Genomic DNA, 22,997 nt, shown 5'->3' on the forward strand with positions numbered 1-22,997 from the left:
TCGATCAGAACTTCCGGATCAGCTCGATCACCTCGTCCTGCTGCTGGCGCGTGATCTCTGCGAACATCGGCAGCGAGAGAATCCGGCCCTGATCGCGATGCGCGTTGGGGAACTGCTCCGGCCGGTGATCGAACCGCGCATAGGCCGGCAGGAACGGCAGCGCGGTGGGATAGTTGATCGCGGTCTGCACGCCGTTGGCGTTGAGATGGGCGGCGAGCGCGTCACGGCGCGGATGCCTGATCGTGTAGAGGTGATAGACGTGGCTGCGTGCCGGCGCGACCTCGGGCACCACGACATCCTCGATCTGGTTGAGGCCGACATCATAGACCTCGGCCGCGGCCTGCCGCGCCTCGGTCCAGGCGGCAAGATGCGGCAGCTTGGCGGAGAGGATCGCCGCCTGCATGCCGTCGAGCCGGCTGTTGATGCCCTCGATGTGGTGCTGGTGCTTCACCAGTCCACCATGGCGCGCCAGCATGGCCATCCGCTCGGCGAGCACCGCGTCGCTGGTGACGACCGCGCCGGCATCGCCCATCGCGCCGAGATTCTTGCCGGGATAGAATGAATAGGTCGCGGCCGCACCGAACGTGCCGACCATGCGCCCCTTGTAGCGCGCCAGATGGGCCTGGGCGCAATCCTCGATCACCCACAGCTTGTGCTTCTGCGCGATCGCCATGATCGCGTCCATATCCGCGGGCTGGCCGTACAGGTGCACCGGAATGATGCCGACCGTGCGCGGCGTGATCGCGGCCTCGATGGCCGCCGGATCGATCGTGAACGTCGCCTCGTCGGTGTCGCAGAATACGACGGTGGCACCGGAATGGGTGACCATCGCCGCGGTCGAGATCCAGGAATGCGCCGTCGTGATCACCTCGTCGCCCGGCTTCACCTTCAGCGCCCGCATGGCAAGGTACAGCGCGTCGGTGCCGTTTGCGCAGGACACGCAATGAACGACCTCGGCCGCCGCCGCAAATTCGCGCTCGAAGGCGTCGACATAGCTGCCGCGAATGAAGGCGTTGTCGCGGACCACGCCGGCGATCGCAGCGTCGATCTCGCCCTTGATGGACTGGTATTGCAGTTGCAGGTCGGCATACGGCACCGCCATCGATGTTCCCCTATTGCCCTATTGGCTCGTCAGCAGCCGGCGCGCCGGATTGCCGGCATAGGTGCCTGATATCGTGATGTCCTTGGTCACCACCGATCCGGCGCCGATGACGACGTCGTCGACGATCCTGACCGGCATGATCGTCGCATTGGAGCCGATCGACACCCGGTTGCCGATCACCGTCTCGCGCCACAGCTCCTTGCGTCCACGTGCCGGGCCGCCGGTGGAGAACGTGTCGTTGACGAACATCACACCGTGTCCGACGAAACAATCCTCGCCGATGGTGACGAGCTCGCAGACGAAGGCATGCGACTGCACGCGGGTGCGCGCCCCGACGATCACGCCCTTCTGGATTTCGGTGAAGGGGCCGACGAAGCAGTCGTCGCCGAGCTTGCAGCCATAGAGGTTGCAGGGCTCGACGATCTTGACGCGTTCGCCGAACGCGACATCGCGCACGCTGGCCTGATGCACCTCCGGCCGGTTCACGAAACGACGCCCAGCCGGCTCAACCGTGGCGTGAAGCGCAGCGCAACCTCCTCGCCGGTCTCGATCGACTCGTAGAGGGCCGAGATCAGCTCCAGGCTCTTGCGGCCCTCGAGCCCGTCGACCAGCGCGGCGCGCTGGTTCTCCAGGCAATCGACCACATGGTGATAATAGGCCTGATGGCCGAAGCCGTAGACGTTGGGCGGATTGACCGAGAACTTCTCCACGACGTCCTTGTCCGACGGCAGCTCGTCGACAAAGCGCCAGTGCCGGATCTGGTTGACCGCGAAGCCCGAAATCTCGACGGTGCCCTTCTCACCCAGGATCGAGAGCGAGCCCTCGAGATCGGTCGGGCGCGCCGCAGTGGTCGCCTCGATGATCCCGAGCGCGCCGTTGCGGAACTTCAGCGTTGCGACGGCCGTATCCTCGGTTTCGATATTGGCCAGCGCCGTTGCCGCGCGCGCATGCACGCTCACCACGTCGCCGAAGAACCACTCCAGCATGTCGACATGGTGGCTTGCCTGATTGGTCAGCACGCCGCCGTCATAGGCCCAGGTGCCGCGCCAATCGTCCTGGTCGTAATAGGCCTGGTCGCGGCACCAGCGCACCCGGACCGTCCCCAGGATGAGCTTGCCGAAGCGGCCGGCGTCGAGCGCCTCGCGCGCCTTGACCACCGGCACGTTGAAGCGGTTCTGCTTGACGATGAACATCTTGACGCCGGCCTGGTCGCAGGCCCGGATCATGTCGTCGGCGTCCTGCAGCCGCAGCGCCATGGGCTTCTCAACCACGGTGTGCTTGCCGGCCTTGGCGCAGGCGATCACGTGCGCGGGATGCAGCCCGCTCGGCGTCAGCACGGCGACCGCATCGATGTCCTTCCGCGCCAGGAATTCGTCGATGTCGTAATGGGCCGCAACGCCGAACTTCCCTGCAACCGCATCGGCGCGCGCGCGGATCGGATCGCAGACTGCGACCAGGCTCGCTCCCTCGATGTGATTGCCACCCAGGAGATCCGAGTGACGCTTGGCGATACGCCCGCACCCGAGCAGGCCAAATCTGATCATGCAACAGGCCCTGTCTTGTCTCGTGGCCGGCCATTGCAGCCGGCCGAAGAGCCGAGGGAACAAGCGGCCTTGCGAGCCGCGCGACAACGTCCATTACCCAGAAAACTCGGGTTAAGGCAAGGCCATGCACCAGCCAGGCGGCGCGGCCGCGGCACCACGATTTCGCGCGGCCTCGGCGCGCTTGGCCTCTGTGAGCGTGGCAAAGGTCCTTGCGACAAGCCTCGCCGGGCAACAGCGATCCGATCCGGGACAACCGCTGCCCTACCCCCGGAGCAACAAGCGGCATTTGCGTTATTAACCAGGAATAATAGGATGAAGGACCAGCATTGTTCTTGTCGTCTTATCGGCGTCGTGCCATGCCCCTGGCTCAAAAAGGCGGCATCGGTTGGCGATCGCTTGGCTAGTCTGCCGAATACGATGACTATCCACGAGACGGTCCAAACGCACAGCCCGATACGGCGGTAGGTGAGAATGAACGATCGCGTTAGTCAGCTGGAGCCTGGTTTCGGATGGCGCCAGGCCAAGCTTGCCCTGCTTGCCTATGCCCACGTCGTGGTGTGCTGCATCTCGCTGTACTGCATCACGATCATCGATTCCTTCCCGGGTGTCATCGCCTTCGACAAGGCGCACCTGGCGTCCGCAATCGTCAACGTACTGGCGTTCAGTCCGGTCGTCATCCTGTTCGCAATCAGTCGCTTCAGCTTTGGCTATCTCGTCGGCTTCTACTTCTACATCATGGTCCTGGGGTATCTCTGGCTGATCGAATTTTCGGTGCTCGATTACGATCACCGCCTGGCGCTCGCCTCGATCGTGCTTTCGGCGCTCGCATTCCTCGCCCCCGTGCTGTTCATCACGGCGCCGGTGCGGCAGGCCGTCGTCATCCCGGTGCGCGCCTTTCACATGATGCCTTCCGTCATCCTGATTGCCTCGGCCGCAATCATCGGCATCGGGTCTCTCTACAACCTCAAGCTGGTCGATCTCGCCGAGATCTACAAATATCGCGCGGAACTCGCGTTGCCGGGCGTCCTGCGATATGCGGTCTGGATCGTCTCGAACGCCCTGTTGCCGTTCGCCTTTGCCTGCTTCGTCGCCAGCAAGCGGATCTGGCAGGCAGGGGCCGCCCTGCTTCTGATGCTTATGTTCTACCCGATCATGCTGACCAAGATGGCGCTGTTTGCTCCGGTCTGGCTGCTGTTTCTCGCGCTGATCTGCAAGCTGGCCGAGGCCAGGGTCACGACGATCCTGTCGTTTTTCCTGCCTATCCTGATCGGCACTATCCTGTTCTTCCTGGTCAAGGCCGAGGTGCTGCCACTCAAGCCCGCGCTGGTTTATTTCGGCACCGTCAACACCAGGATGGTTGCGATCCCGTCGCTCGCACTTGAAGTCTATAACAACTACTTCTCGGCGCACCCGCTGACCCATTTCTGCCAGATCAACGCGTTGAAGCTCGTGGTTGCGTGCGCCTATGACGAGCCGATATGGGCCGTGATGGCCAAGGCCTACGATCTCGGCGCCTTCAACGCTTCGCTGTTCGCCACCGAAGGCGTCGCTTCGGTCGGCCTCGTGCCCGCCCCGGTATCCGCGCTGGGCTGCGGCCTCATCATTGCCCTCGGCAATCGCCTGTCGTCCGGTCTGCCGTCGCAATTCGTGTTGCTCTCCGCGGGGCTCCTCCCCCAGGTTCTCCTCAATGTACCGCTTTCGACAGCCTTGCTGACGAACGGCACCGGGCTCCTGTTCCTGCTCTGGTACATTACGCCGCGGTCAGCGTTCGACCAGACGGCAGCGTCGACGACTGCTATGAGCGAACATTTGCAAGCGGCAAGTGCCGGCTAGCGCGCCGCTCGGGGCGCAATCGAAGCGACGCACATTGTCCCCAGTGAGCGCAACACTCGACAGATCGAGCGAATGCGCCTGCATCCTTCGGAAACGAGGAGACTTGCGGATCACCGTAAGTGACTACTGCCGATCGGGGCCGAGGCTTAGGGCGTAGCAAACCAGCCGCAATGAGGCACAGGTTGAGCGTACTGCTAGCGCTCAAATGAATTGGTTCCGACACACTTGAAGTGTTGGAGCCACGCTAACAAGAGCCAACGCGGTCAGCAACCGTACTGATCGCACCAAGCCTTACCGATGAACGGTGTAAGCTTGCGGGCCGCTTCAGTAAACCGTCGGTCCTTCGTGATGATCGCCGCTTCCTGCAACATGGCCCACATTGGCCAACGATAGCCATCCGGCATGGATCCGCCATACATCGAAAACCGCAAGTCTCCATTTGCAGTCGTATAGAGATCCAGCTGCATGGCCAGACTCGCCAAATATCGAAAGGAAACCCGTAGCATCTCGGAATCTCCCAAGAGGCGGGACGCATTGTAGATTGCAATCGAAGCGGCAAGTTCTCCGTCGAGCACGCGAACATTTGGCGTAGGTGGAGTTGGGTATACGTACTCCGCCGGAAGCTTGAACCCTGAGACATCATATTCGGAGCCGCCAGACGATATCGGCGTTTTAATGAAGCTGAAGGCCTCGCCTGCGAGCGTTTTGTATTCATCTTTTCCGGTCAGCCGGTAAAGGAGAGCACACACACTCAGGATCTGACCATTCGCAAACGCGGAATACCAGGGCGGGCTCAGTTTAATCCCCCAGTTCATGGTCCATTCGAAGTTATATGGCCAAGCGAAGACGCCGGGCGCAACCTCTCTTTTTGCCGAACTGATATAATGCTTGGCGAAGATCTCGGCTGAGGCGATCGCGTCGGCCTTTTGCTCAGGCGCTATCCCGTCCGATAGAGCAGTGAAGAGCATTCCGCGTACCGATGAGGCGGCGAACAACGGGTGAACGCCGCCAAGCTGTCCGCCGGAAAGTTGAGTGGCGTAGTCTTCTGGGCGAGCGAGCAGACTAACAAACTTCTCGAACTGTTTCCGATCATGACTGACGGTTTGTTCGTAGAGCCTTATGCCATCAAACTCTACCGACGCATGCCTGTAAAACTGAGACCCATCAGAAGCAGCCAACAACGCGGAGTTTGCGGGCTCTGTCTCCCCGACAAGCGTTTCTAATGGAAGGTAACTCTCCGGCTTATCCTTCGATTTGACCTTAACGAAGAGCGTGCCAACCCCGAAATCGTACAAAGTGTCATCGACCAGCTCAAGCTCACTACCAGGGAACACACCGTAAAGGCCGGCCGATCCGTCAAATGTCTGCCAGGCGAGAATCTGCCTGCCGTTCTCGATCGAGGGGAACCACATCATGTCTGGTTGGTAGGTCGAGAAGATATTCTTAACGTAGCGCACTCGCAAGCCGGCCCTTATAGCGAAGTAAGGTCGCAGGAATTGCGCGTTCTTGTGTTCGACGAGAGCTGGAATGCCGAGATAGGGAGACGATTCAGTCGTCGTCGACTGCATTGGTTCAGCTCTGGCGGCGCCTCCAATGATAAAGATTGCCGTGAACAGAGCGGCGGTCGTTCTAGTCATTTGAATTCCTCAAGTCGCACAAAGTCGTAGACCCCCGGGGGAAGGTCGTGCCAACACCACACATCCAAGATCGGCAATCCATGACCGCTCCCAACGTGCCATGACCGCCCCACACGCTTCCAATCTGCCTGCGATTCGAAGACGCGCTGTGAAGGCGCGGCTGGGCGGCTGTGCTCGCGCACCAGCATCGCAAGCCCTCCGTTCCCTTGCGGAAGTTGACCGGCTTGGTGGCTACCGTCACCCAAACTGCTCCGGACGGGCCGATCACCTCGTCGCCTTCAGCGCCTGGACGACGGCAGCGATCATCGCAGCGTCCGCGCCACGACCGGCCCGGTTGATGATGCCATTAGGCGGCTCTCGGCTCGATCACCAAAACAGCCGGCGCCCGCTCGCTCGCGTTTACGCGCGAACCACGTTGTCGGCCGACTGAATGAATTTGCCGCGACAATCGACAATCAGCGGTGCCTGTGCCCGAATCAACTCATAGTCAAACTTATCGTGATCAGTTGCGAGCAGGACGCAATCGAAACGCCGCAGGTTATCGGCAGTCAGCGCCACGCTCGACAGGTCGAACGAATGCGCGCGCATTTTCGGGAATGAAGCCACGTGCGGGTCGCTATACGCCACCTTGGCGCCGAGATCCCGAAGCCTCTCCATGAGCAACACGGATGGTGACTCGCGAACATCATCGACATTCTTCTTGTATGCAATCCCCAGTACAAGCACCGAACTGCCGTTGATCGACTTGTTGCGCTGGTTGAGCGCAAGCGAGAGTTTCGAAACCACATAGTCCGGCATCGACGAATTGATCTCACCAGCAAGCTCGATGAAGCGCGTGTGCATACCGAATTCGCGCGCTTTCCAAGTCAGGTAGAACGGATCGATCGGAATGCAGTGACCACCAATTCCCGGGCCGGGATAATAGGGCACGAATCCGAACGGCTTGGTTGCTGCGGCGCGGATCACTTCGTGAATGTCGATGCCCATCCGGTCGGCGACCATCTTCATCTCGTTGACGAGGCCGATGTTGACCGAACGGTGGATATTCTCCAGGAGCTTGGTGAGTTCGGCGGCTTGAGTCGAGCTCACCGGGACAACCTTGTCGATCACCTGCCGATAGAGCGCGATGCCCGCCTCGAGGCACGCCGGCGTACAGCCGCCGCACACCTTCGGAATGGATCGCGTCGTGAAGTTTTGATTGCCGGGATCTTCGCGCTCCGGCGAAAAGACCAGAAATACGTCGCTTCCTACCCTTAGCCCACGGCTCTCGACGCGCGGCCTCAACTCCTCTTCAGTCGTGCCGGGGTAGGTCGTGCTCTCAAGCGATATGATCATGCCCTGGTGCAGATAGGGCAGCAACGACTCCGTCGTACTCAACACGAAGCTAAGATCGGGTTCGCGATACTTATTGAGTGGAGTAGGAACGCAAAGAATCAGCGCGTCCACTTCCTTGGCTCTGGAAAAATCCGTTGTGGCTTCAAAGCCACGCTCGTTTGCAGCCTTCACGCTCGAAGCCGGAATATGCTCGATGTAGGAGTGGCCGCCTTGAAGCTGATCAACCTTGCGTTGGTCGATGTCGAAGCCGATGACCTGGTAGCCAACCTCGCAATAGCGAAGCAACAGCGGGAGGCCGACATAGCCCAAGCCAACGATGCCAATCTTCGCCGTTTTACGGTCGAGCTTCTCGATCAGGTCGGAGTTCATTGTTGAGACTCGTGAGCCGGGCATAGCGGCATTTCGGATTAATGGATGCGCAGAAAAGGACAGCCTGCACCGGTTTCCTAGACTAGCCTTGGTCGGCGAACAACCCCAAAGAGGGCAGTTTTCGTCGAACTTAGATCACTGCATCTGGATTCCGGTTTTCAGCAGACCGGAAATCGCGAAGGCTGCCCGCCCCTGCCCGTATTCCCCGATCTCTCGGCGTTCGGCACGCGCCGGCCCCTTCCAGAGCCGGTTCCACCCGTTCTCAATCGTCTCGGTCCACTCGGTTTCGTCACGGAGTGTCGTGCACGGTACACGGTGGAAATAGGCTTCCTTTTGAAGTCCGCCGGAATCCGTATAGACCTCTACAGCGTGGTGTAACAGTTTCGCCATGTCTAGATAGCCGATCGGATCAATAACCCTTAGCCCATCCAGGCTCACTCCCATTCGGACTGCGGCCTGCCGGGTCCGCGGGTGCAATGGCACGACTATCTGGTACTGCTTCGCGTGCTCCTGCAGAAAGTGCACGATAGCGCGAAGGTTCCGCGGGTCATCGGTGTTCTCCGCGCGATGCACCGTAGCGATGGCATATTCCTTCGGCGACAGGGACAGATCAGAAAGTATCGTCGAGTTCTTTGCAGCCCTGTCGATAGCGAACAGCGTGGCGTCATACATGACGTCGCCGACGTGATGAACGCCGTCGGTGACGCCTTCGGCCGCGAGATTTGCGACGGCGGTCGCGGTTGGGCAAAGATGCATCGTCGAGAGATGGTCGGTGACCAGCCGATTGATTTCCTCGGGCATGCGCCGGTTGAACGAACGAAGCCCTGCCTCTACGTGAGCCACCGGGATGTGCAGCTTGGAGGCCGCGAGCGACCCGGCTAGTGTGGAGTTCGTGTCGCCGTAGACGACGACCCAGTCGGGCTTCTCTGCGAGCAGGATCGGCTCAATGGCCGCCAGCATCCGTCCGGTCATATCTCCGTGGCCACCGCCGTTGATATCGAGGTGATGGCGAGGCTCCGGAATGTCTAGTTCTTCGAAAAACACCGCAGACATGTTCGCATCGAAGTGTTGACCGGTATGGATCATCACCTCGGTAAGCCCGCCGGTTTCCCGAATTGCGCGACTGATGGCCGCCGCTTTGATGAACTGCGGCCGCGCGCCGACGACAGTGAGGATCTTCACGGGTACTCCCTAGAGACTGGTACAGGGTTGATCGTCATGTGGTGCTGCGTGGAAGATCAGTGCTTATGGTCTTGCGCAAGCCGTCCTCAAATCGCGTGAAACGATCGAGCTGAAACCGGCTTGCAAGCCGACCGAGATCGGGAACGATGCTGGCCGACGGTGTCTTGACGAGCTCGAATTTCGGCTCAACACCGAGCTGCCTGCCGATCATATTGGCAATTTGACGAATCGTCAGCATCTCTGGCGTCGCAACATTCAGCGTTTCCGTCCAGCCGTGCGTGACGCTTGCAAGGATGACTTCGACGACATCATCGACAAGAGTCGGCGTCAGACGAACGCCCTCGCCGTTGTCGGTCAAGTGAACCGCCGTGCCGTCACGAACTCGACGTATGAGCTCCGGGATGAGACGACCATGTTGACCGGGTCCGTAGGGAAAAAACAGTCTCAAGATGTTCAATGCGAAGACGCTGGCGAACGGCCTTGCGATGATCTCCGACGCAAGCTTGCTCGCCCCCAAAAAGCCGGCGGGAGCCAGCGATTTGTCTTCCTTCAGGGAGCCGACGAACGGCTCGTATACGGCTCCGGATGACACCAGGCAGAACTGTTTGACCTTGGATTTCGCTGCCCATTCGAGCAGGAACATCGTCATCGCCACGTTGACCGCAAACATGTCGCCCGCATCCGCCGGAAAATGACGGTAGTTGCGCGACTGCGCGAGATGAATGACGACGTCGACCTTGCCAAACAGCTTGGGGAAGTCGATTTTCGCCCGCCCGTCCCAAATCACCTTGTCGCCGAAAGCGACCGGCGATTCGGGCCGGCAAACACAAAAGAGCTCGTGACCCGCGGCAACTAGCCGAGGACCAAGTGTAGAGCCGACAAACCCGGTGGCCCCTGTCAGCAATATCCGCATGTTCAAATCAGGCTAAAGGCTTCGTCGCAAGGACGGAGATCCCATTCGGATTAGAGTCGTTGAAGCTGTAGGTCTCTACACCCAGCCCCTTCAGCCAGCCCTCGACTTCCTCCTCCGTATGCTGCCAGGCATTGTGAGGATGATACCAGTCGAAATTAACCATATTGTTGGTCTCGTAGTCGAAGGCTTCGTTCCAGAAGCATTTCAGGAAATTGTAATAGAGCAGCCGTTGAACGTTGTGCTTGCCTGCAGGAATTCCCAGCGCGGGAATGGGTTTCTTGAGCTCGATGGTCGCATTCAGGCGAGACAATTCGCGTCCGAGCTCGGTGATGCCTTCGCAAGCCGCATAACACTCTTCCGCCGAAAGCGGCATGAAGTTTTCGCGCAGGTAGCCGTCGGTAAATACGCGGACAGCGCCCATTTTCCGGTAGACATAGAAGAAGAACTGTCCGCCCGGACGCACCTTCTTGTAAAGCGCTTCCACAGCCAATTGAGTGTTCGGCGTGTGATGCAGCACCCCGTCTGCAATAATGAAATCGAATGTGTCGTCAGGAAACGGTGCTTCCATCAGATCGGCCTGAACCACGCAGCAATTGTGCAGATCGCGGGTATTCTCGAAGGTCGTGAACGCCGCATCCGAAACGTCAAGTGCGAACACCTCGCCAGGACAGTTCTCGGCGATGAAGCGAGTGTTGAACCCAGAGCCCGGCCCAACCTCCAACACGCGCCGCTTGGCGCGATAGAAATCCTGAAGCGCGTCAATATCCGGCAGACCGAGCTTCTTACAGTACCAGCCGAACAAAAATTCCTTGTGCTCGGGCTCCAAGCCGTACTGCTTGAAACGCCGCCACTTGTCGGAAAAGGTTTCGTTGGTCTTGGCTTGTTCGCTGGCCTCCGGTCGTGTTGGAGTCGTCACCGGTTCCTTCAGTCCGTGGCGCGCGCAGAAGTCCGTCAGGTCGGGTTTCATCGGCCCACCCAGGAAGCACGGAACTCCCTGCAAGATCGGATACCAAACCGACGGCTTATGCGTCCGAAGCAGACCCTCGAGCACATGACCATCGACCTGAGAGAAAACCTCCAGGTTCAAGGCCTGGCCGGCAGGCCGCAGCAGAGAACTGTCGACAGGTCGCATGAATTAATACCTCGTGTCGCTATCAGACGGGACCGCCGTAGGCGCCGTGTTGTCGGCACCAAGCTTCGAAACTCAACAGACTCCATATCAAGGCGACATGGTTAGCCTTCTCGGAAAAATGCTCGTCAAGAATCCGGCGGACAAATGCATGTTGCAGTACGCCTCTCCGCTTGATTCGGGATTCCGAAAGCTGGTCCTCGATCCATGGACGAAGGATTCCTCTGTACCAGGAAGCATCCGGCGGTCCAAAGCCCATTTTCGGTTTGCGGTATATGACCTCCGGCACGAGCGGCCGAACAGCTTCGCGAAACAGAATCTTTCCGGTTACGCCATCGGACAGGAGCTTCCAATCGACGTTGAGCAAGTAGTCCACAACCTCGTTGTCCAGGAGCGGCACCCTCGCTTCCAAAGAGTGCGCCATCGACAATTTGTCCTCTAGGACCAGCAGACCTGGCAGGTAGGTCGTAAAATCCACGTGCATCACGACGTCCCACGGATCTCGTGACGGCGCCGCATTGATCGCGTCATTGATCGCCGCGACTGGATCAAATCCGGCCGCGGCCCGGAGAAACTCCGGCGTGAACGCGTCTCCGATTTGTTGGGCCGAAACAGGAACGTTCAAATTGGCCTTGTACAAGGCAAAAGGATCTGTCGGCGACGGCCTTCGATACCTGACCGAACGAAGCCATCGAGCTGCCCGCAGCATCAGCGATGCAGGCCGAGACACGATAGCGTACCTCCCTACATAGCCTCCCGTAACCTCGTCACCGCCCGTGCCTGACATTACGACCTTGGCGTCCTGGGCGACCCTGCGCGCAATCAGATAGTTCACATAAGCCATGCCCATCCGGGGATATTCGAGCGCGGCGACCGTGGAGTCCAGATTGGTTGCCAACGCATCCTGCGGCACCGTCAACTCAATGCGCTCGATGTCCAAGCTCTTGGCAACGGCACGGGAGAAATCCCGTTCGTCGACGAAGCTATCCGCCCCGACATTCTCCAGGTCGAAAATGCACGAATACGCCCGCACATTATGATCGATCTGGTGGGCGGCGGACGTGATGGCCGAACTGTCGATCCCGCCCGAAAGATAGGTCATCACCGGAACATCGGCGGCCAACTGTCGCCGCAGCGCAGCCTGAACGATCTCGGCGAATTCGCCGGAGGCTTGCGGCAGGCTGGGCGAGTAAACGCGGTTGTAGGACGCCGACCAGTACGTTCCGCGGGAGTGGCGGCCTCTCGCGAAACGCTCGAAAGTGCCGGGCTGCAGAAGCCGGGCGTCGCGGAACGGAGTACGCCCTTTCCAGTTATTCATCAGTGTAAAATATTCGAGCGTTGCGGACGCATCAAAGGCCTTCTGGACCAGACCGCTGGAATGCAGGCAGCGAACCTCTGAACCGAAGACCACACCCTCGCCAGGCAAGTTTGAGAGGTAAAGCGGTTTGATTCCGTAGCGGTCGCGGGCCACGACAAGTTCGCCTTGCTTCTCGTCCCAGATCGCACAGGCAAACATACCGTTGAGCCGCGAGAACAAATTCGTCGCCCATTGCTCCCAGCCATGGACCAGGACCTCCGTGTCCGAGTGATCCGTCATAAAGCGATGGCCAGCCGCCTCGAGCTCCTTGCGCAGTTCACGGTGATTGTAGATCTCACCGTTGAATATCACCCAGACGGTCCCATCCTCGTTGCGCATCGGCTGGTGGCCTGTCGCAAGATCGACGATCGAAAGGCGGCGAAAACCGAGCACGACGTCCGGTGAGGAATAATAGCCGCTGTCGTCGGGGCCCCGATGCTCAATACTTGATGTCATTCGCCGAATGCGTAGCTCCGCGTCCGAACACGAACCGAAATGCAAAATGCCGGAGATACCGCACATGTGAGTCTGGCCAGCGCGACGGATCAGGAACCGGCGGGGGTCAGCACAAACAAGCTGTGCGTATCGTGATAGGCTGCAAGCATCGCATCGGCGATATGATCGTGGTTGTGCCAGCGCTCGACGTAACGACGGGCCTTTCTTCCCAGCTCGGGCCACTCGTCTCGGCGTTCCAGAATTGCAGCGATATCCTCGGCAAGCCGTCCGGGATCGATGTTCAGAATCGCCAAATCGTCCCTCATCGCTTCAGGCACGAATTTCAGGTCGCTTTCCCGAATGTAGCATGCCACAGGCTTCCCCATCGCCATCATCTCAACGGCAAAGCCGCCGTACCAACCTGCAAGCACCTGGTCAATGGCAAGATCGGCCGACCGGTAGATGGCCAGCGCCTCCTCGTGGGTCTTTTTTTCGACCAGGATCAACTCGAATTCAAATCTCGATTTCAAGAGCTCCAGAGCATCGAGAATGAGCTGAGTACCCTTGATACTCCCGTCGCTGGGAGCATGCACAATTTTGGGCTTGCCTCTTGGCGATGGGTACTGAGGCGCAAATTTGTCGATTTCGACATTGGCATAGGGCAGAAACTGCCCCGTCGGGACGAGGTGGCCGAGTTCCGGATTGAGATAGAACACGCGGTCGAATAGCGGCAGAACGTGGTCGATCAGGTGTCGACGCCGCGCGTCCAGCATGCTGATGCAGGTCTCGTACGCTGAACAGCGGCCCTTGCTGCACATGGTCCACTGATTTCGCTTGTTACCCTCTCCTGCCAGTCGCGCGTCGCATCCCTGAAGCGTCATGAATCTCTTGGTGCGGAGACGCTTGGCTATCCTGAGATCAATTGTCGCCAGAAGATTGAGCAGGCGGCCCCTTCGAGTGGTTTTAGGGAACGGAAATCCCGGATACAGGAACGTCAAGCCGAAGTAGTAGTGCAGAACATCGTAGCGAAACAGCGCCAACAGCCCAAAAGCGGCACTGCGAAGCGTCTTTTGAAAGCGGCTAGTGCTGTCGTCGTACAAGACCCGGTCCGCCGGATACTTGAACCATGTGCCGCTTCTTACCACCAGGTCGCTGCTGTTGCCGCGGCGCCGTTCCGCGCGCGAGAGCGACCACGGCTGATTGCCGATGTTGAAGGGGCCGTGAAGAATTCTCATCGGGCGTCCATCCCTTCTGACGCAACCAATCCGGGATCGCGACGATCAGCCTGGCCGAAGACAAGCCTCGGCCCGAGGCCGGTCGCTCGTTGTTTGCGCCGATGGCGGTGCTTTCTCACGAACGTCATGTGTCGAATGCCCCGGTAGCGCCAAGTTGTTCGGCGCCACATTGTCTTGAGACCTGAAACGGATGCTGCCAGCCGGTGGCTACGGGAATGGAATTTCGCCGTGCCTCCTCCTGCGCGCGCATTTTCCTTATCCGGCTCAGCACTGGGGCCGGGAATTCTGCGGTATCTTCGTAGAGTTGCCCCAAACGGGTAGCAACGGCCGAAACCGTGTGCCACCGTTCCACGTAGCGCCGTCCTTGCTCGCCGATCAGTCGAAGACGGCTTCGGTTATCCATCATCCAAAGCAGGACCTGCTCGAGCTCGTCTGGGGTCGTGTTGATGATCGGGCATTCGTCCGGTGCATCGACCAGAGCTTTGCTCCTCACGAAGCTCAGCACCGGCTTGCCGAGCGCCATTCCTTCTAGGGCAGTATAGCCGTATGCGCCCCCGATAAACTGGTCGGCAACGACGTCGCTCTCGGCAAACAGGCTGAGCACCTGACTGTTACGAACGCCCTGTATCTTGAAGTATTCGATTTGATGCCCCTGAGCACGCAGCTTCTCGATCACTTGCTCAAGGTACGTTGATCCCTTGAAATGCGTGTGATTTGGAGCATGAGCGATCCGAAGTGAGCCAGACGAGGTGCCGGGACCGGATGCCCTCGCTGGATCCAGGTCAAGCGGCCAGTAATTGATATGTCTCGCTGTCGGCATGTAGGTCAGCATGTCGCCCAGCGAAACCAAGGCCGTCACCGTCTTGTCCAATTCGGAGACGTACCGCTGAGCATCGGCATCATGGCACGTACAGTATTTGGGCGGCTCGGTGCAATCGACGCAGAAATTCCACCTGCCCAGCGCCAATGTTGCCTGCCTGGTGCGAACGTCCGCGCCATAGGCGTAGACATAGACCCGCTTGCCAGCGCGCCGGAGCGCGGCAAGCTCCTCGAAATTGATCTGCAAGCGGGTCGTCGAATCCAGCAGCCCGCGATCCGCAAAAAAATGAAACACATCATACCGCAGCAGAGCCCAAGCAAGAACCAGCCGCTGAAACGCAAGGCCAAGGCCGAACGAACAGGCGAATGCATAGGGACGCCTGAGATTGATGTCGAACTGCGAGGTTATGATGTAGGTGACATAAACAAGAGACGTTGAGCGAAACCCGAGCGCTCGATCCGCCTTGGCTTTCAGTGGCAGCGTCAAAATTGGTGTTACGCCCCACAGCGTTCGAACGCGGCCCAACCTTAACCGCATGGCGCCGAATCTTGGACTGAGCCAAATGGCGGCATCCAAAATTGCCTTCGAGACTGCGGTGCCGGCCGGCGGGATGAAGACCAGGCGAGCGAGCTTTCGACTAAGCGCTCTCAGCTGGTAGAGAATCAGGGTGTTCCGATCTGGTGAACGCGCAATCGACCAGACAGTAAGCAGCCATCTGCGGACTGTTACGGGGAGCACGAGCCTGGAGGCCGCTCTTAACCGGTCATACATAGCGAAATTACCTGCAGAGACAAATGTTCTTAGGATTGGGCCGTCGTTGGCCAAAACGAATCTAGCCATGCGGCATGTCGCCGAAATGCCGTATTGCGGCATGCCATGAACGGAAGCAGGTTATCGCGGATGACACGTTGCATCATCGCCGTGGCAGCTGCTTGTAGACTTCCACCAGACGCTGCCATTCACGCCCTGCATCAAGACTTGCGAGCGTTATCCCTATGTTGGCGCGGAGCCTGGCAGCCAGATCCGCCTGCTCGATCAGCTTGTTGATGGAACGGGCAATCGACTTCGGATCGTACGGGTCGAACATCAACCCGACCTGGTTACCTGACACGAGACGTCTTGCTTCCGGGTAATCGGCGGCCAGGACCGGCAGATCCGAAGCGAGGTATTCAAAGATCTTGTTGGGCAGGGCAAACGTAAAATTCCTGCACAGAGCCGGCAAGGTCCAAATGCCCGCATCAGCGCCCCGCGCGGCCGCTACGACATCGTGGGAGGGCACGGGAGGCAAGAGAATGAGCCGGCCTTCAGCACCGATCTCGGCCGCCAGCTTACGATACCCCTCACCGAACAGATCAAGCGAAGGCCCTCTAATGACGAGCACGCACTTCGTTGCGTATTCCAAAGCCTGAATAATCGGCTCTATCAAGCGGGTGGGCCCCGTTCCGCCCTGCCAGAGCAGGACGAAGGTCGATTGATCGAGACTCAGCTGTTCCTTGAGCGGCGGATATTTCTTCGTCGGGCTGCGGTGAATGTTAGGAATGTTCCGCACCACCAGGGGACGCTTGCCTCCCAATTCCGCGTTCATGGCATCGGCGATTGAATCGCAAACCGTGACCGTGGCGGACGCCTCGCGCAAACAGCGAGCTTCCAGCTTCTGCAATTGCCGCTTCCAAGGCTGCGGATATGGCAAATACTCCTTGCGCCCCGAGTCCCAATGCACGTTCTCTGAAAACCATTCATGAAAGTCCACAATCAAATGGGCGCCGGTGACGTTGGCTGCGGCAAGCGCGACATAGGCCGTATTGAGATCGTGTGCATGAAACGCAAATGGCTTCAGCGTGACGGCGGCGGCATAGAGCTGATTTCCGACATATCCGGGAGATTCGCTGACGAATGACGCTGCCGTCCAATTCAGCCATTTGATCGACACCGACGGCCCCCAATCGATCTTGAAGCTTTCTCCAGCCCCGTCGGACGGTTCCGGACAAAGCACCGTGACCTCATATCCCGCCTCGGCCAGCGCGCGAGCCTCGCGCTCCACGCGAGGATCGATCCGGAGATCGGATACTACAAGCATGACGACCTCCGTCCCGCTGGCATTCGTGCCGATCCGGGAGAAAGGACCTTGCCGCGAAGCCGCCCGGAGCAACGGAAGGCGCTGACGCATCAATTCCGCGTTCTGCAAAAACATGGTGCTGATACGCAGATATCTCGACCGCACGCCACGGACGACCCGCGCTGGGAATTCCGATTTACGCGCCAGCTTCGGTCGCCGCGAGTTGACGAACCGCCAAACAGGGCGCAACCACTTCTTCAGCCTGGGATACCGCGCTACCACGGTTGTCATAGCATTCAACAAGCTCTTGCCCCTTTCGTTCTCGACACCGCCGCATTCGCATGGATACACAGCGCACGCTTCCTTGGCGCCCAATGCGAACCGGGAAGCTGCTCGCGTTCAATGGCACGGCCTATAGAGCGAGAGCCTTGGCTCTCTGATCCATTTTGGCTGCTTCGAGCTCGGGAAGATCTGCCGTCTCCACGTACAGGCTCGCCAAATGTCTCGCGAGTGCCTCTATCGAGTAGTTTCGCTTGACATAAATTGGCCCGGCCGCTTCGGCCACAGAGAGCCGCGTGCGGTCCGAGACAAGATCTCTCAGGACATCCTTGATCGTATCCGGATCGGCGTAGATCACTGGACAGGTGTCGAGATCTGCAACACTTACTCCTGCGTGCAAGTAGCAGATCACGGGGCATCCCGAGGCCATCGCTTCGACAGCGGTCAGCCCAAACGATCCGCTCACAAGTTGATCAACAAGGACGTCGATCGTCTGCATTGCAGCCAGGATCTCGTCATTTGGTTTTCCACTGAGCTGCAGGAGCTCAACACGATATCCCTCCGACTGCAGTTCAAGCACAGCCTTCTCAAGATACTTGGATCCCTTAAAATAGGGATGGTTTGGAAAGTGACCGACGAGCAATTCCCCAACCCGGCGCCCCACAAGTTTTCGCGGGTTAAACTTGGCAACATCCACCGTAAGATACGGAACATTCCTGGCGCCGGGAATCAGCTTTACGGCAAGACCGTGCGCAACAACCGCCGTCGAATATTCTCCGATGGTCCCCAACATGCTCGCCCCCCCGGCATCGTCGCAGACACAATACTGGCCTGGCTCAGGACATTCCGAACAGAAGCTCCATTTTCCCAAGGCTAGAGTCTTATTGCGCGTTCGGTGGTCAGCGCCATACGCATACGTGTAGAGACGCTTTCCCGCCTCTCGATAGAGCTCCATCTCCCGCACTGCGATTCCAAAGCGCGGGCTGCCGTAACCGCCCGCAGGCTCAATAATTCCCCGGTCATTGTACAGGTGAAAGAAATCGAAATTCGCAATGGCCCAGATCAATATGATCCACCTAAACAAATAAACGTCCTCACTGCGCTCGGCGGCGAGCCGCGACTGTATCCCGGCGAAGACGAAATCAAAATCCGACGCCGTGTGATAAGTGGTAAATACGACTGAACTCGCATTCACGTTCAGAGCACGATCCGCCGCGACGCACGCGCGAAGACTGACGATTGGCGTGACCCCCCATAGCGAGTTGGGATGGCCGGCCAGGACTCGCTTCTCGGAGATCTTGCGGCAATCGCCAACAAAGGCGTTCCAGAAATCCTGCGCGTCGGTAGATTGATCTGGATTGAGGAAGGGCCGCAAGACATCCAGGAGAAGAATGACCTGTGAATAGTCCTTCTCAACAGCAATTCGATCTGCCGTTTGCAAGAGGTTCTCGCCTATCTTTGCAAGTGAGCTATTTGGGAACAGCTTTCGCGAAGCTTCGCGAAAACTCGCGTTTCGTCTTGCGAACCGCTTGAGATTGGGAAAGTCCGAATCGATCCCAAACAGATTTCGAACCGACCGAGCCAGCCTTAGCGCAAACACAACGGGGCGCCTCAAGTAATGGCTCGATTTACGGTATCGGCTACGAACTCCTGATCCTGCTGGGTCATGCCGGGAAAAATGGGCAGCGTAATCGTGGTGTCCTCCGCAAGTGCCGCCCTTGGAAACTGCTCGGCCTTGAGTCCATACTTGCTTTTGTAATAGCCGAGCCGATGTACCGCGTGGGTGCCCGGTCTGGTTTGGATTCCCGCGGCCGCCAACGCCGCCATCACCGCGTTACGGCGCACTCGGTTCCCCTCGGCGAGGCGAATGACGTAGGACTGATATGTATGTCCATCGACGTCCCCGCCCAGCGGTCGCCCGATCGAATTGTTTCCCGCTAGCAGCTCGGAATAGCGACGTCCGAGACGTCTGCGCTCCGATAGCAGACGGTCGAGCTTCCCCATCTGTGCAACTCCGACAGCCGCCTGAATGTCCGATAAGCGCAAATTGAAGCCAAGGTTGTCGAACGTCGCCATCGTCCACGGACCATGCGGCTCAATCGACGAATCCGGCGCGCCCGTGGAGCCGTGGTTTCGTTGCGATCGCACGCGCTCGGCCAGATCATCGCGGTTCGTGGTTACAGCCCCTCCCTCTCCCGTCGTAACCGCCTTACGCGGGTGGAACGAGAAGCAACCTATATCGCCGATCGCGCCAACCGGTGCACCCCTGTAGGTGGTGCCGATCGCGCAGGCAGCATCCTCGATCACGGCAATGCCCTGACGCTCCGCAATGGCTTTTATTTCATCCATCGGTGCGGCAAGGCCGAACAGATGGACGGCGACAATTGCCTTTGTTCGCGGCGTAATCGCCGCCTGAAGGGCATCCGGGTCGATGTTGAAGGTCGATAGGTCGATGTCGACGAATACCGGTTTTGCGCCAACGTATTCGGCCGAATGCGCACTTGTCACCCACGTGAACGCCGGAACAATAACCTCGTCTCCAGGACCGAGCTTGAGCGCCATCGTCGCCAAATGCAGGGCGGCGGTGCATGACGTGCAGGCGAGCGCGTGTTTCACGCCCTGCTTCTCGGCGATAAGCCGCTCGAACCGCTCGGTGAACGGGCCTTGCGTGACCCATTTCGAGCCGAGACATTCCCGAAGCAACTCTAATTCAGTCTCGTCGAAACTTGGCTCTGTGATGTTCATCTAACTGTTACTCTTGATGCAGATATCCCACCTCCTACGAACTACTCCGTAGTTCGCTGGTGAGTTATCGGGACGATCATTGACCTTTAGGCCGAATACACTTGAACCTTGTGCCCGGCCAATTTTGCCTTCACCTGGTCGAAGTAGACCGGACTTATGGCGAGCGCTACGTGGCGGATGCCCAGCTCGTCGATCTTGTCCAGTCCGCCCACCAGGCGACCATGAATGCCGCTTCCCCACGTCGATCGGTTCTCATCGAGGTACGCCGAAATCTCCGCCACATCGAATCCGAAATAGAACGGAGCGAACAGGCCCGAGGGTCCCAGTCCAAAGATCGCGAACGGCTCTCCCGCTGCACGCGCTGCCGTCTGGCAACGGTTGATCGCCTCCATCGCATTCCCAGCAACAGGCAAATTCTGGTCCAGCACGCTCCGGTTGACGGCCGCTACGTTCTCGATCGAAGCTGTCGGATGGTCGTTCTTTCTAAGCAGCACGAAGATCGGGACACCCGCCTCCTTCGACGCGACCACATCAAATCCGGCAGCTTTCGCCAACGACGTCAGGCTGTGGATCGTAAGCTTCGAAAGGTGATCCGCGCAAAACAGGTCGTTCGGATTGCGTGCGAAATTGGGAACACGAATGTAGAACAACCCGGACTCGTGCAGACGCTCGTACCCCCATCGAAGCATGTCGAGCGGGTTCTCCACATGCTCCAAGACGCCGAGTGCCACGACCAAATCGAACTTCGCCGCGCCGGCATCGAACTCCTTGTAATCGCAGTGATGAATTGAGGCGCTCGGAAACCGTTGCTTCAGCACATCGAAAGCCGAACTCGGCTCAAACGCGGTGGCCCGCCATTCCGTCGATTGCTCGAGGAAGTGTCCCAGGAAATCGCCTTTTCCGGCCCCCACCTCCAGGATCGCTCCCTGCGAAGGCAATTCGCTCATCTCTCTCAATATCTGATGTGTGCGCTCCGCCTGCGAAATCGGCGCCGGGCCCGAAAAGCTCTGAATGGCCGCGTTCGGGCTTCTCATCATCAAGCTGTAGCTGTCCTTGTAGAAGGCCTCACTCCAGCCACGCGTGCCGCCGGCGTTGAATATCAGCCCACAGTCCGAGCAGAGCCGATTGTCCAGCGAAGCATTACGCAGCACCATCATATCGGACGTGATACAGGTGCCCGAAAACGACGGATAGAGATCATGCAACTGATCGGAACTACAGACCGGACAGCGAACAGACATCGGTTCATTCTCCTTCGAGGGTACCGGGAAATCCAGGTTAAGCGACGGCATGCTCTTCAAGACCGCGCAGGATCATCGCTTCCCTGTATGGAAAACGCGGCGCGATACTCTCGCCGAACACATCTCTGCGGATCAAGACGTCGGGCTCATTGTAGCCGACCATTGCCCTGAGCGAGGTGGTTCCGGAGAACCTCGGATTGATCTCGAACGGAATGACCGCACCATCCACCACGCGACATTGGACGTTCACGGGAGCTGTGGGCCCAAGGGACGAGGCGATTGCCTCGCACGCTTCTCGAACCTGAGGCCAATCGGCGACATGTCCCTGTGAGATACCCGTCGATACAATCAATCGAGAGCCGAGTTCGCCGCGCGAGGTCCGGTTCGGTACCTGCGTTCGGATCGTCAATGCATTGTTTATGACGCGCCTTATCGCGATCGAGTTGATGAACGAGCCATCTCTTCCGAACAATACTCCGACGGTGTATTCCTCGTCAGAGCTACCAACATACTCCTGCAATATGAAGCATTCGCATATCCCTAACAGGTACTGCGAGAACGCTAGCAATTCGTTCCTCGACTGCACGATGAAGACATTCGCAGAGCCGCCTCCGCCGACCGACGGTTTCAAGATGGCCGGCAGTTGGTGCCACGCTTCCGTATCCTCGAGCTTGCGCACCTCGATGAATTTCGGGGTACGAAAGCCGCGAGAGGTCAGGTGCGCCATCGTTTTGAACTTGTCCTGGCAGATCTCGAGGACCGCGGGAGGGTTGACGGGCACATAGAGTCCATCAGCTTCCAGCAACGGCTTGGATCGGCTGAAGACCGCCATCTCCGGCTCGGAGCCGTGAAAGATCGCAAGACATTTCTCCGATTGGGCCAGGGATCGCAGCTCATCGAGATATTTCGGATCGGTTGCCCGCGGCAATTGGACGAACTTATTGACACGATTGCGGTTCGCGCAGGCATCGCTGGTATCGGTCCCGACGATATCGTATTCGATCTCGCCAAGCCGAAGCGCCTTCAAAATCTGCTCGCCGTGCCCTCCGCCGCCAATTCCCGTCAGCAAGACTTTTGCGCGCCGAGTCTTCATGCTTGTTCTCCCGTCATATGCCGAGAACATCGATCCAACAGTGCGGCAACCGACGGTGATAGCAAATGGCGCGAAAGTACGCGTTCACAGCATGCCGAGATGTCGTACCTGATGATCTCAACGTCCCGCTGATCGACATTGAAGATACAGACCGTTCCGCGAACGTCCTGTCCTCTTGGCAGGCCACAACTGCCGACATTCACAAATAGCTTCTCATCTTGCCGGCGAACAAACGGATGGTGCGTGTGGCCCATGAACACGACATCTGCATTCACGTTCATAAAATCGGTCAGGCTGGTGTCTGGATACACGTAACCGGCCAGGGGATCGGACGGACTGCCGTGAACAAACAGAATATCAGTTCCCGGCCTGCTGAGCCTGAGCTGTGACGGTAGCGTCATCAGGAAATCTCGCTCGTCATCGCTGAGCTTCGCAAAAGTCTCGCTGTGGCGGTAGACTTTGTCGAGGTCGGCGGTCGCGCTTCGTCGCACCAGCATGTCGTCGTGATTTCCCCTGATCGAACGGATTTCACCCTGACGAAGCAGGGACACCACGCCGGCATCCGGAATGTATCCGACGGCGTCGCCGAGGAAATAGACGGCGTCGACGCCGGCTTCCGCCAACAGATTCAATCCAAGCTGAAACGCTTCCACATTTCCGTGAGCATCTGACAGAACACCTAGCAGCATCTC

18 protein-coding genes are annotated in these 22,997 nt (G+C 58.7%); 1 reads left to right on the forward strand and 17 read right to left on the reverse strand.

Translation table 11 applies throughout. From position 1 onward, the window contains the following. Positions 1–4: 4 nt before the first annotated feature. Genes E2I15_RS18025 through E2I15_RS18035 form a run of 3 tightly spaced genes read right to left on the reverse strand, consistent with a single transcriptional unit; the run spans position 5 to position 2,646 of the window. Positions 5–1,102 carry a DegT/DnrJ/EryC1/StrS family aminotransferase gene (locus E2I15_RS18025; RefSeq protein ID WP_137480262.1) on the reverse strand — a complete coding sequence of 366 codons (1,098 nt, stop codon included), beginning with the start codon at positions 1,100–1,102 and terminating at the stop codon, positions 5–7. An 18-nt stretch (positions 1,103–1,120) separates the two neighbouring features. Then, entirely contained in the window at positions 1,121–1,588 is a 468-nt protein-coding gene (locus E2I15_RS18030; protein WP_018272672.1) for an acyltransferase, read from the reverse strand. Beyond that, positions 1,585–2,646 (reverse strand): Gfo/Idh/MocA family protein, encoded by a 1,062-nt coding sequence (locus E2I15_RS18035; RefSeq protein WP_155262450.1) that lies wholly within the window; start codon positions 2,644–2,646, stop codon positions 1,585–1,587. The genes E2I15_RS18030 and E2I15_RS18035 overlap by 4 nt, the downstream gene beginning before the upstream one ends. A 471-nt stretch (positions 2,647–3,117) precedes the next feature. Here E2I15_RS18035 and E2I15_RS18040 point away from each other — a divergent pair, with 471 nt between their 5' ends. Next, positions 3,118–4,479, forward strand: a complete 1,362-nt coding sequence (locus E2I15_RS18040) for a hypothetical protein (RefSeq protein WP_137478533.1) — start codon at positions 3,118–3,120, stop codon at positions 4,477–4,479. A 263-nt stretch (positions 4,480–4,742) separates the two neighbouring features. Here E2I15_RS18040 and E2I15_RS18045 read toward each other — a convergent pair whose 3' ends face one another. The 14 genes from E2I15_RS18045 to E2I15_RS18110 all read right to left on the reverse strand — a co-directional run bounded on the left by E2I15_RS18045 (position 4,743) and on the right by E2I15_RS18110 (position 22,994). Next, positions 4,743–6,116, reverse strand: coding sequence for a D-glucuronyl C5-epimerase family protein (locus E2I15_RS18045; protein WP_137478534.1), 1,374 nt, complete (start codon positions 6,114–6,116; stop codon positions 4,743–4,745). Between the two features lie 399 nt (positions 6,117–6,515). Beyond that, positions 6,516–7,820 (reverse strand): nucleotide sugar dehydrogenase, encoded by a 1,305-nt coding sequence (locus E2I15_RS18050; RefSeq protein ID WP_137478535.1) that lies wholly within the window; start codon positions 7,818–7,820, stop codon positions 6,516–6,518. A 135-nt stretch (positions 7,821–7,955) separates the two neighbouring features. After that, the gene (gene wecB, locus E2I15_RS18055; protein WP_137478536.1) at positions 7,956–9,002 is read right to left on the reverse strand and encodes a non-hydrolyzing UDP-N-acetylglucosamine 2-epimerase; all 1,047 of its coding nucleotides are present in this window, start codon (positions 9,000–9,002) and stop codon (positions 7,956–7,958) included. Positions 9,003–9,036: 34 nt separating this feature from the next. Then, on the reverse strand, positions 9,037–9,915 hold the full coding sequence (locus E2I15_RS18060) for an NAD-dependent epimerase/dehydratase family protein (protein ID WP_137478537.1): 879 nt from the start codon (positions 9,913–9,915) through the stop codon (positions 9,037–9,039). A gap of 7 nt (positions 9,916–9,922) precedes the next feature. After that, positions 9,923–11,047 carry a class I SAM-dependent methyltransferase gene (locus tag E2I15_RS18065; RefSeq protein ID WP_137478538.1) on the reverse strand — a complete coding sequence of 375 codons (1,125 nt, stop codon included), beginning with the start codon at positions 11,045–11,047 and terminating at the stop codon, positions 9,923–9,925. Positions 11,048–11,069: 22 nt separating this feature from the next. After that, positions 11,070–12,923 carry an asparagine synthase (glutamine-hydrolyzing) gene (gene asnB / locus E2I15_RS18070; RefSeq protein WP_137478539.1) on the reverse strand — a complete coding sequence of 618 codons (1,854 nt, stop codon included), beginning with the start codon at positions 12,921–12,923 and terminating at the stop codon, positions 11,070–11,072. 23 nt (positions 12,924–12,946) lie between these two features. After that, a complete protein-coding gene (locus E2I15_RS18075; RefSeq protein WP_137478540.1) occupies positions 12,947–14,071 on the reverse strand; it encodes a glycosyltransferase in 1,125 nt (374 codons plus the stop codon). A 124-nt stretch (positions 14,072–14,195) separates the two neighbouring features. Then, positions 14,196–15,731: a glycosyltransferase gene (locus tag E2I15_RS18080; protein WP_137478541.1), complete on the reverse strand. Its 1,536-nt coding sequence runs from the start codon at positions 15,729–15,731 to the stop codon at positions 14,196–14,198. 73 nt (positions 15,732–15,804) lie between these two features. Next, positions 15,805–17,082 (reverse strand): glycosyltransferase, encoded by a 1,278-nt coding sequence (locus E2I15_RS18085; protein WP_210253711.1) that lies wholly within the window; start codon positions 17,080–17,082, stop codon positions 15,805–15,807. Between the two features lie 277 nt (positions 17,083–17,359). After that, a complete protein-coding gene (locus E2I15_RS18090; RefSeq protein ID WP_137478543.1) occupies positions 17,360–18,667 on the reverse strand; it encodes a glycosyltransferase in 1,308 nt (435 codons plus the stop codon). Between the two features lie 170 nt (positions 18,668–18,837). Then, positions 18,838–19,971 (reverse strand): DegT/DnrJ/EryC1/StrS family aminotransferase, encoded by a 1,134-nt coding sequence (locus tag E2I15_RS18095; RefSeq protein ID WP_137478544.1) that lies wholly within the window; start codon positions 19,969–19,971, stop codon positions 18,838–18,840. A gap of 86 nt (positions 19,972–20,057) precedes the next feature. Next, on the reverse strand, positions 20,058–21,212 hold the full coding sequence (locus E2I15_RS18100; RefSeq protein WP_170991484.1) for a class I SAM-dependent methyltransferase: 1,155 nt from the start codon (positions 21,210–21,212) through the stop codon (positions 20,058–20,060). Between the two features lie 37 nt (positions 21,213–21,249). Then, complete coding sequence (locus E2I15_RS18105) at positions 21,250–22,305, reverse strand: ATP-grasp domain-containing protein (RefSeq protein ID WP_137478546.1); 1,056 nt, start codon at positions 22,303–22,305, stop codon at positions 21,250–21,252. Continuing rightward, complete coding sequence (locus tag E2I15_RS18110) at positions 22,302–22,994, reverse strand: metallophosphoesterase family protein (RefSeq protein WP_137478547.1); 693 nt, start codon at positions 22,992–22,994, stop codon at positions 22,302–22,304. The genes E2I15_RS18105 and E2I15_RS18110 overlap by 4 nt, the downstream gene beginning before the upstream one ends. Between the last annotated feature and the right edge of the window lie 3 nt (positions 22,995–22,997).

Origin of the sequence: Bradyrhizobium sp. BR2003 (genome assembly GCF_009720285.1) — a bacterium.
In the GTDB taxonomy this organism is placed as follows: Bacteria; Pseudomonadota; Alphaproteobacteria; order Rhizobiales; family Xanthobacteraceae; genus Bradyrhizobium; species Bradyrhizobium elkanii.

Excerpts from the sequence above, each read along its gene's own strand:
- E2I15_RS18025 (WP_137480262.1), bottom strand. The coding sequence starts at position 1,102 with ATGGCGGTGCCGTATGCCGACCTGCAACTGCAATACCAGTCCATCAAG.
- E2I15_RS18035 (WP_155262450.1), bottom strand. The coding sequence starts at position 2,646 with ATGATCAGATTTGGCCTGCTCGGGTGCGGGCGTATCGCCAAGCGTCAC.
- E2I15_RS18040 (WP_137478533.1), top strand. The coding sequence starts at position 3,118 with ATGAACGATCGCGTTAGTCAGCTGGAGCCTGGTTTCGGATGGCGCCAG.
- E2I15_RS18045 (WP_137478534.1), bottom strand. The coding sequence starts at position 6,116 with ATGACTAGAACGACCGCCGCTCTGTTCACGGCAATCTTTATCATTGGA.
- E2I15_RS18050 (WP_137478535.1), bottom strand. The coding sequence starts at position 7,820 with ATGAACTCCGACCTGATCGAGAAGCTCGACCGTAAAACGGCGAAGATT.
- E2I15_RS18060 (WP_137478537.1), bottom strand. The coding sequence starts at position 9,915 with ATGCGGATATTGCTGACAGGGGCCACCGGGTTTGTCGGCTCTACACTT.
- E2I15_RS18065 (WP_137478538.1), bottom strand. The coding sequence starts at position 11,047 with ATGCGACCTGTCGACAGTTCTCTGCTGCGGCCTGCCGGCCAGGCCTTG.
- asnB (WP_137478539.1), bottom strand. The coding sequence starts at position 12,923 with ATGTGCGGTATCTCCGGCATTTTGCATTTCGGTTCGTGTTCGGACGCG.
- E2I15_RS18075 (WP_137478540.1), bottom strand. The coding sequence starts at position 14,071 with ATGAGAATTCTTCACGGCCCCTTCAACATCGGCAATCAGCCGTGGTCG.
- E2I15_RS18080 (WP_137478541.1), bottom strand. The coding sequence starts at position 15,731 with ATGGCTAGATTCGTTTTGGCCAACGACGGCCCAATCCTAAGAACATTT.
- E2I15_RS18085 (WP_210253711.1), bottom strand. The coding sequence starts at position 17,082 with ATGTTTTTGCAGAACGCGGAATTGATGCGTCAGCGCCTTCCGTTGCTC.
- E2I15_RS18095 (WP_137478544.1), bottom strand. The coding sequence starts at position 19,971 with ATGAACATCACAGAGCCAAGTTTCGACGAGACTGAATTAGAGTTGCTT.
- E2I15_RS18100 (WP_170991484.1), bottom strand. The coding sequence starts at position 21,212 with ATGTCTGTTCGCTGTCCGGTCTGTAGTTCCGATCAGTTGCATGATCTC.
- E2I15_RS18105 (WP_137478546.1), bottom strand. The coding sequence starts at position 22,305 with ATGAAGACTCGGCGCGCAAAAGTCTTGCTGACGGGAATTGGCGGCGGA.
- E2I15_RS18110 (WP_137478547.1), bottom strand. The coding sequence starts at position 22,994 with ATGCTGCTAGGTGTTCTGTCAGATGCTCACGGAAATGTGGAAGCGTTT.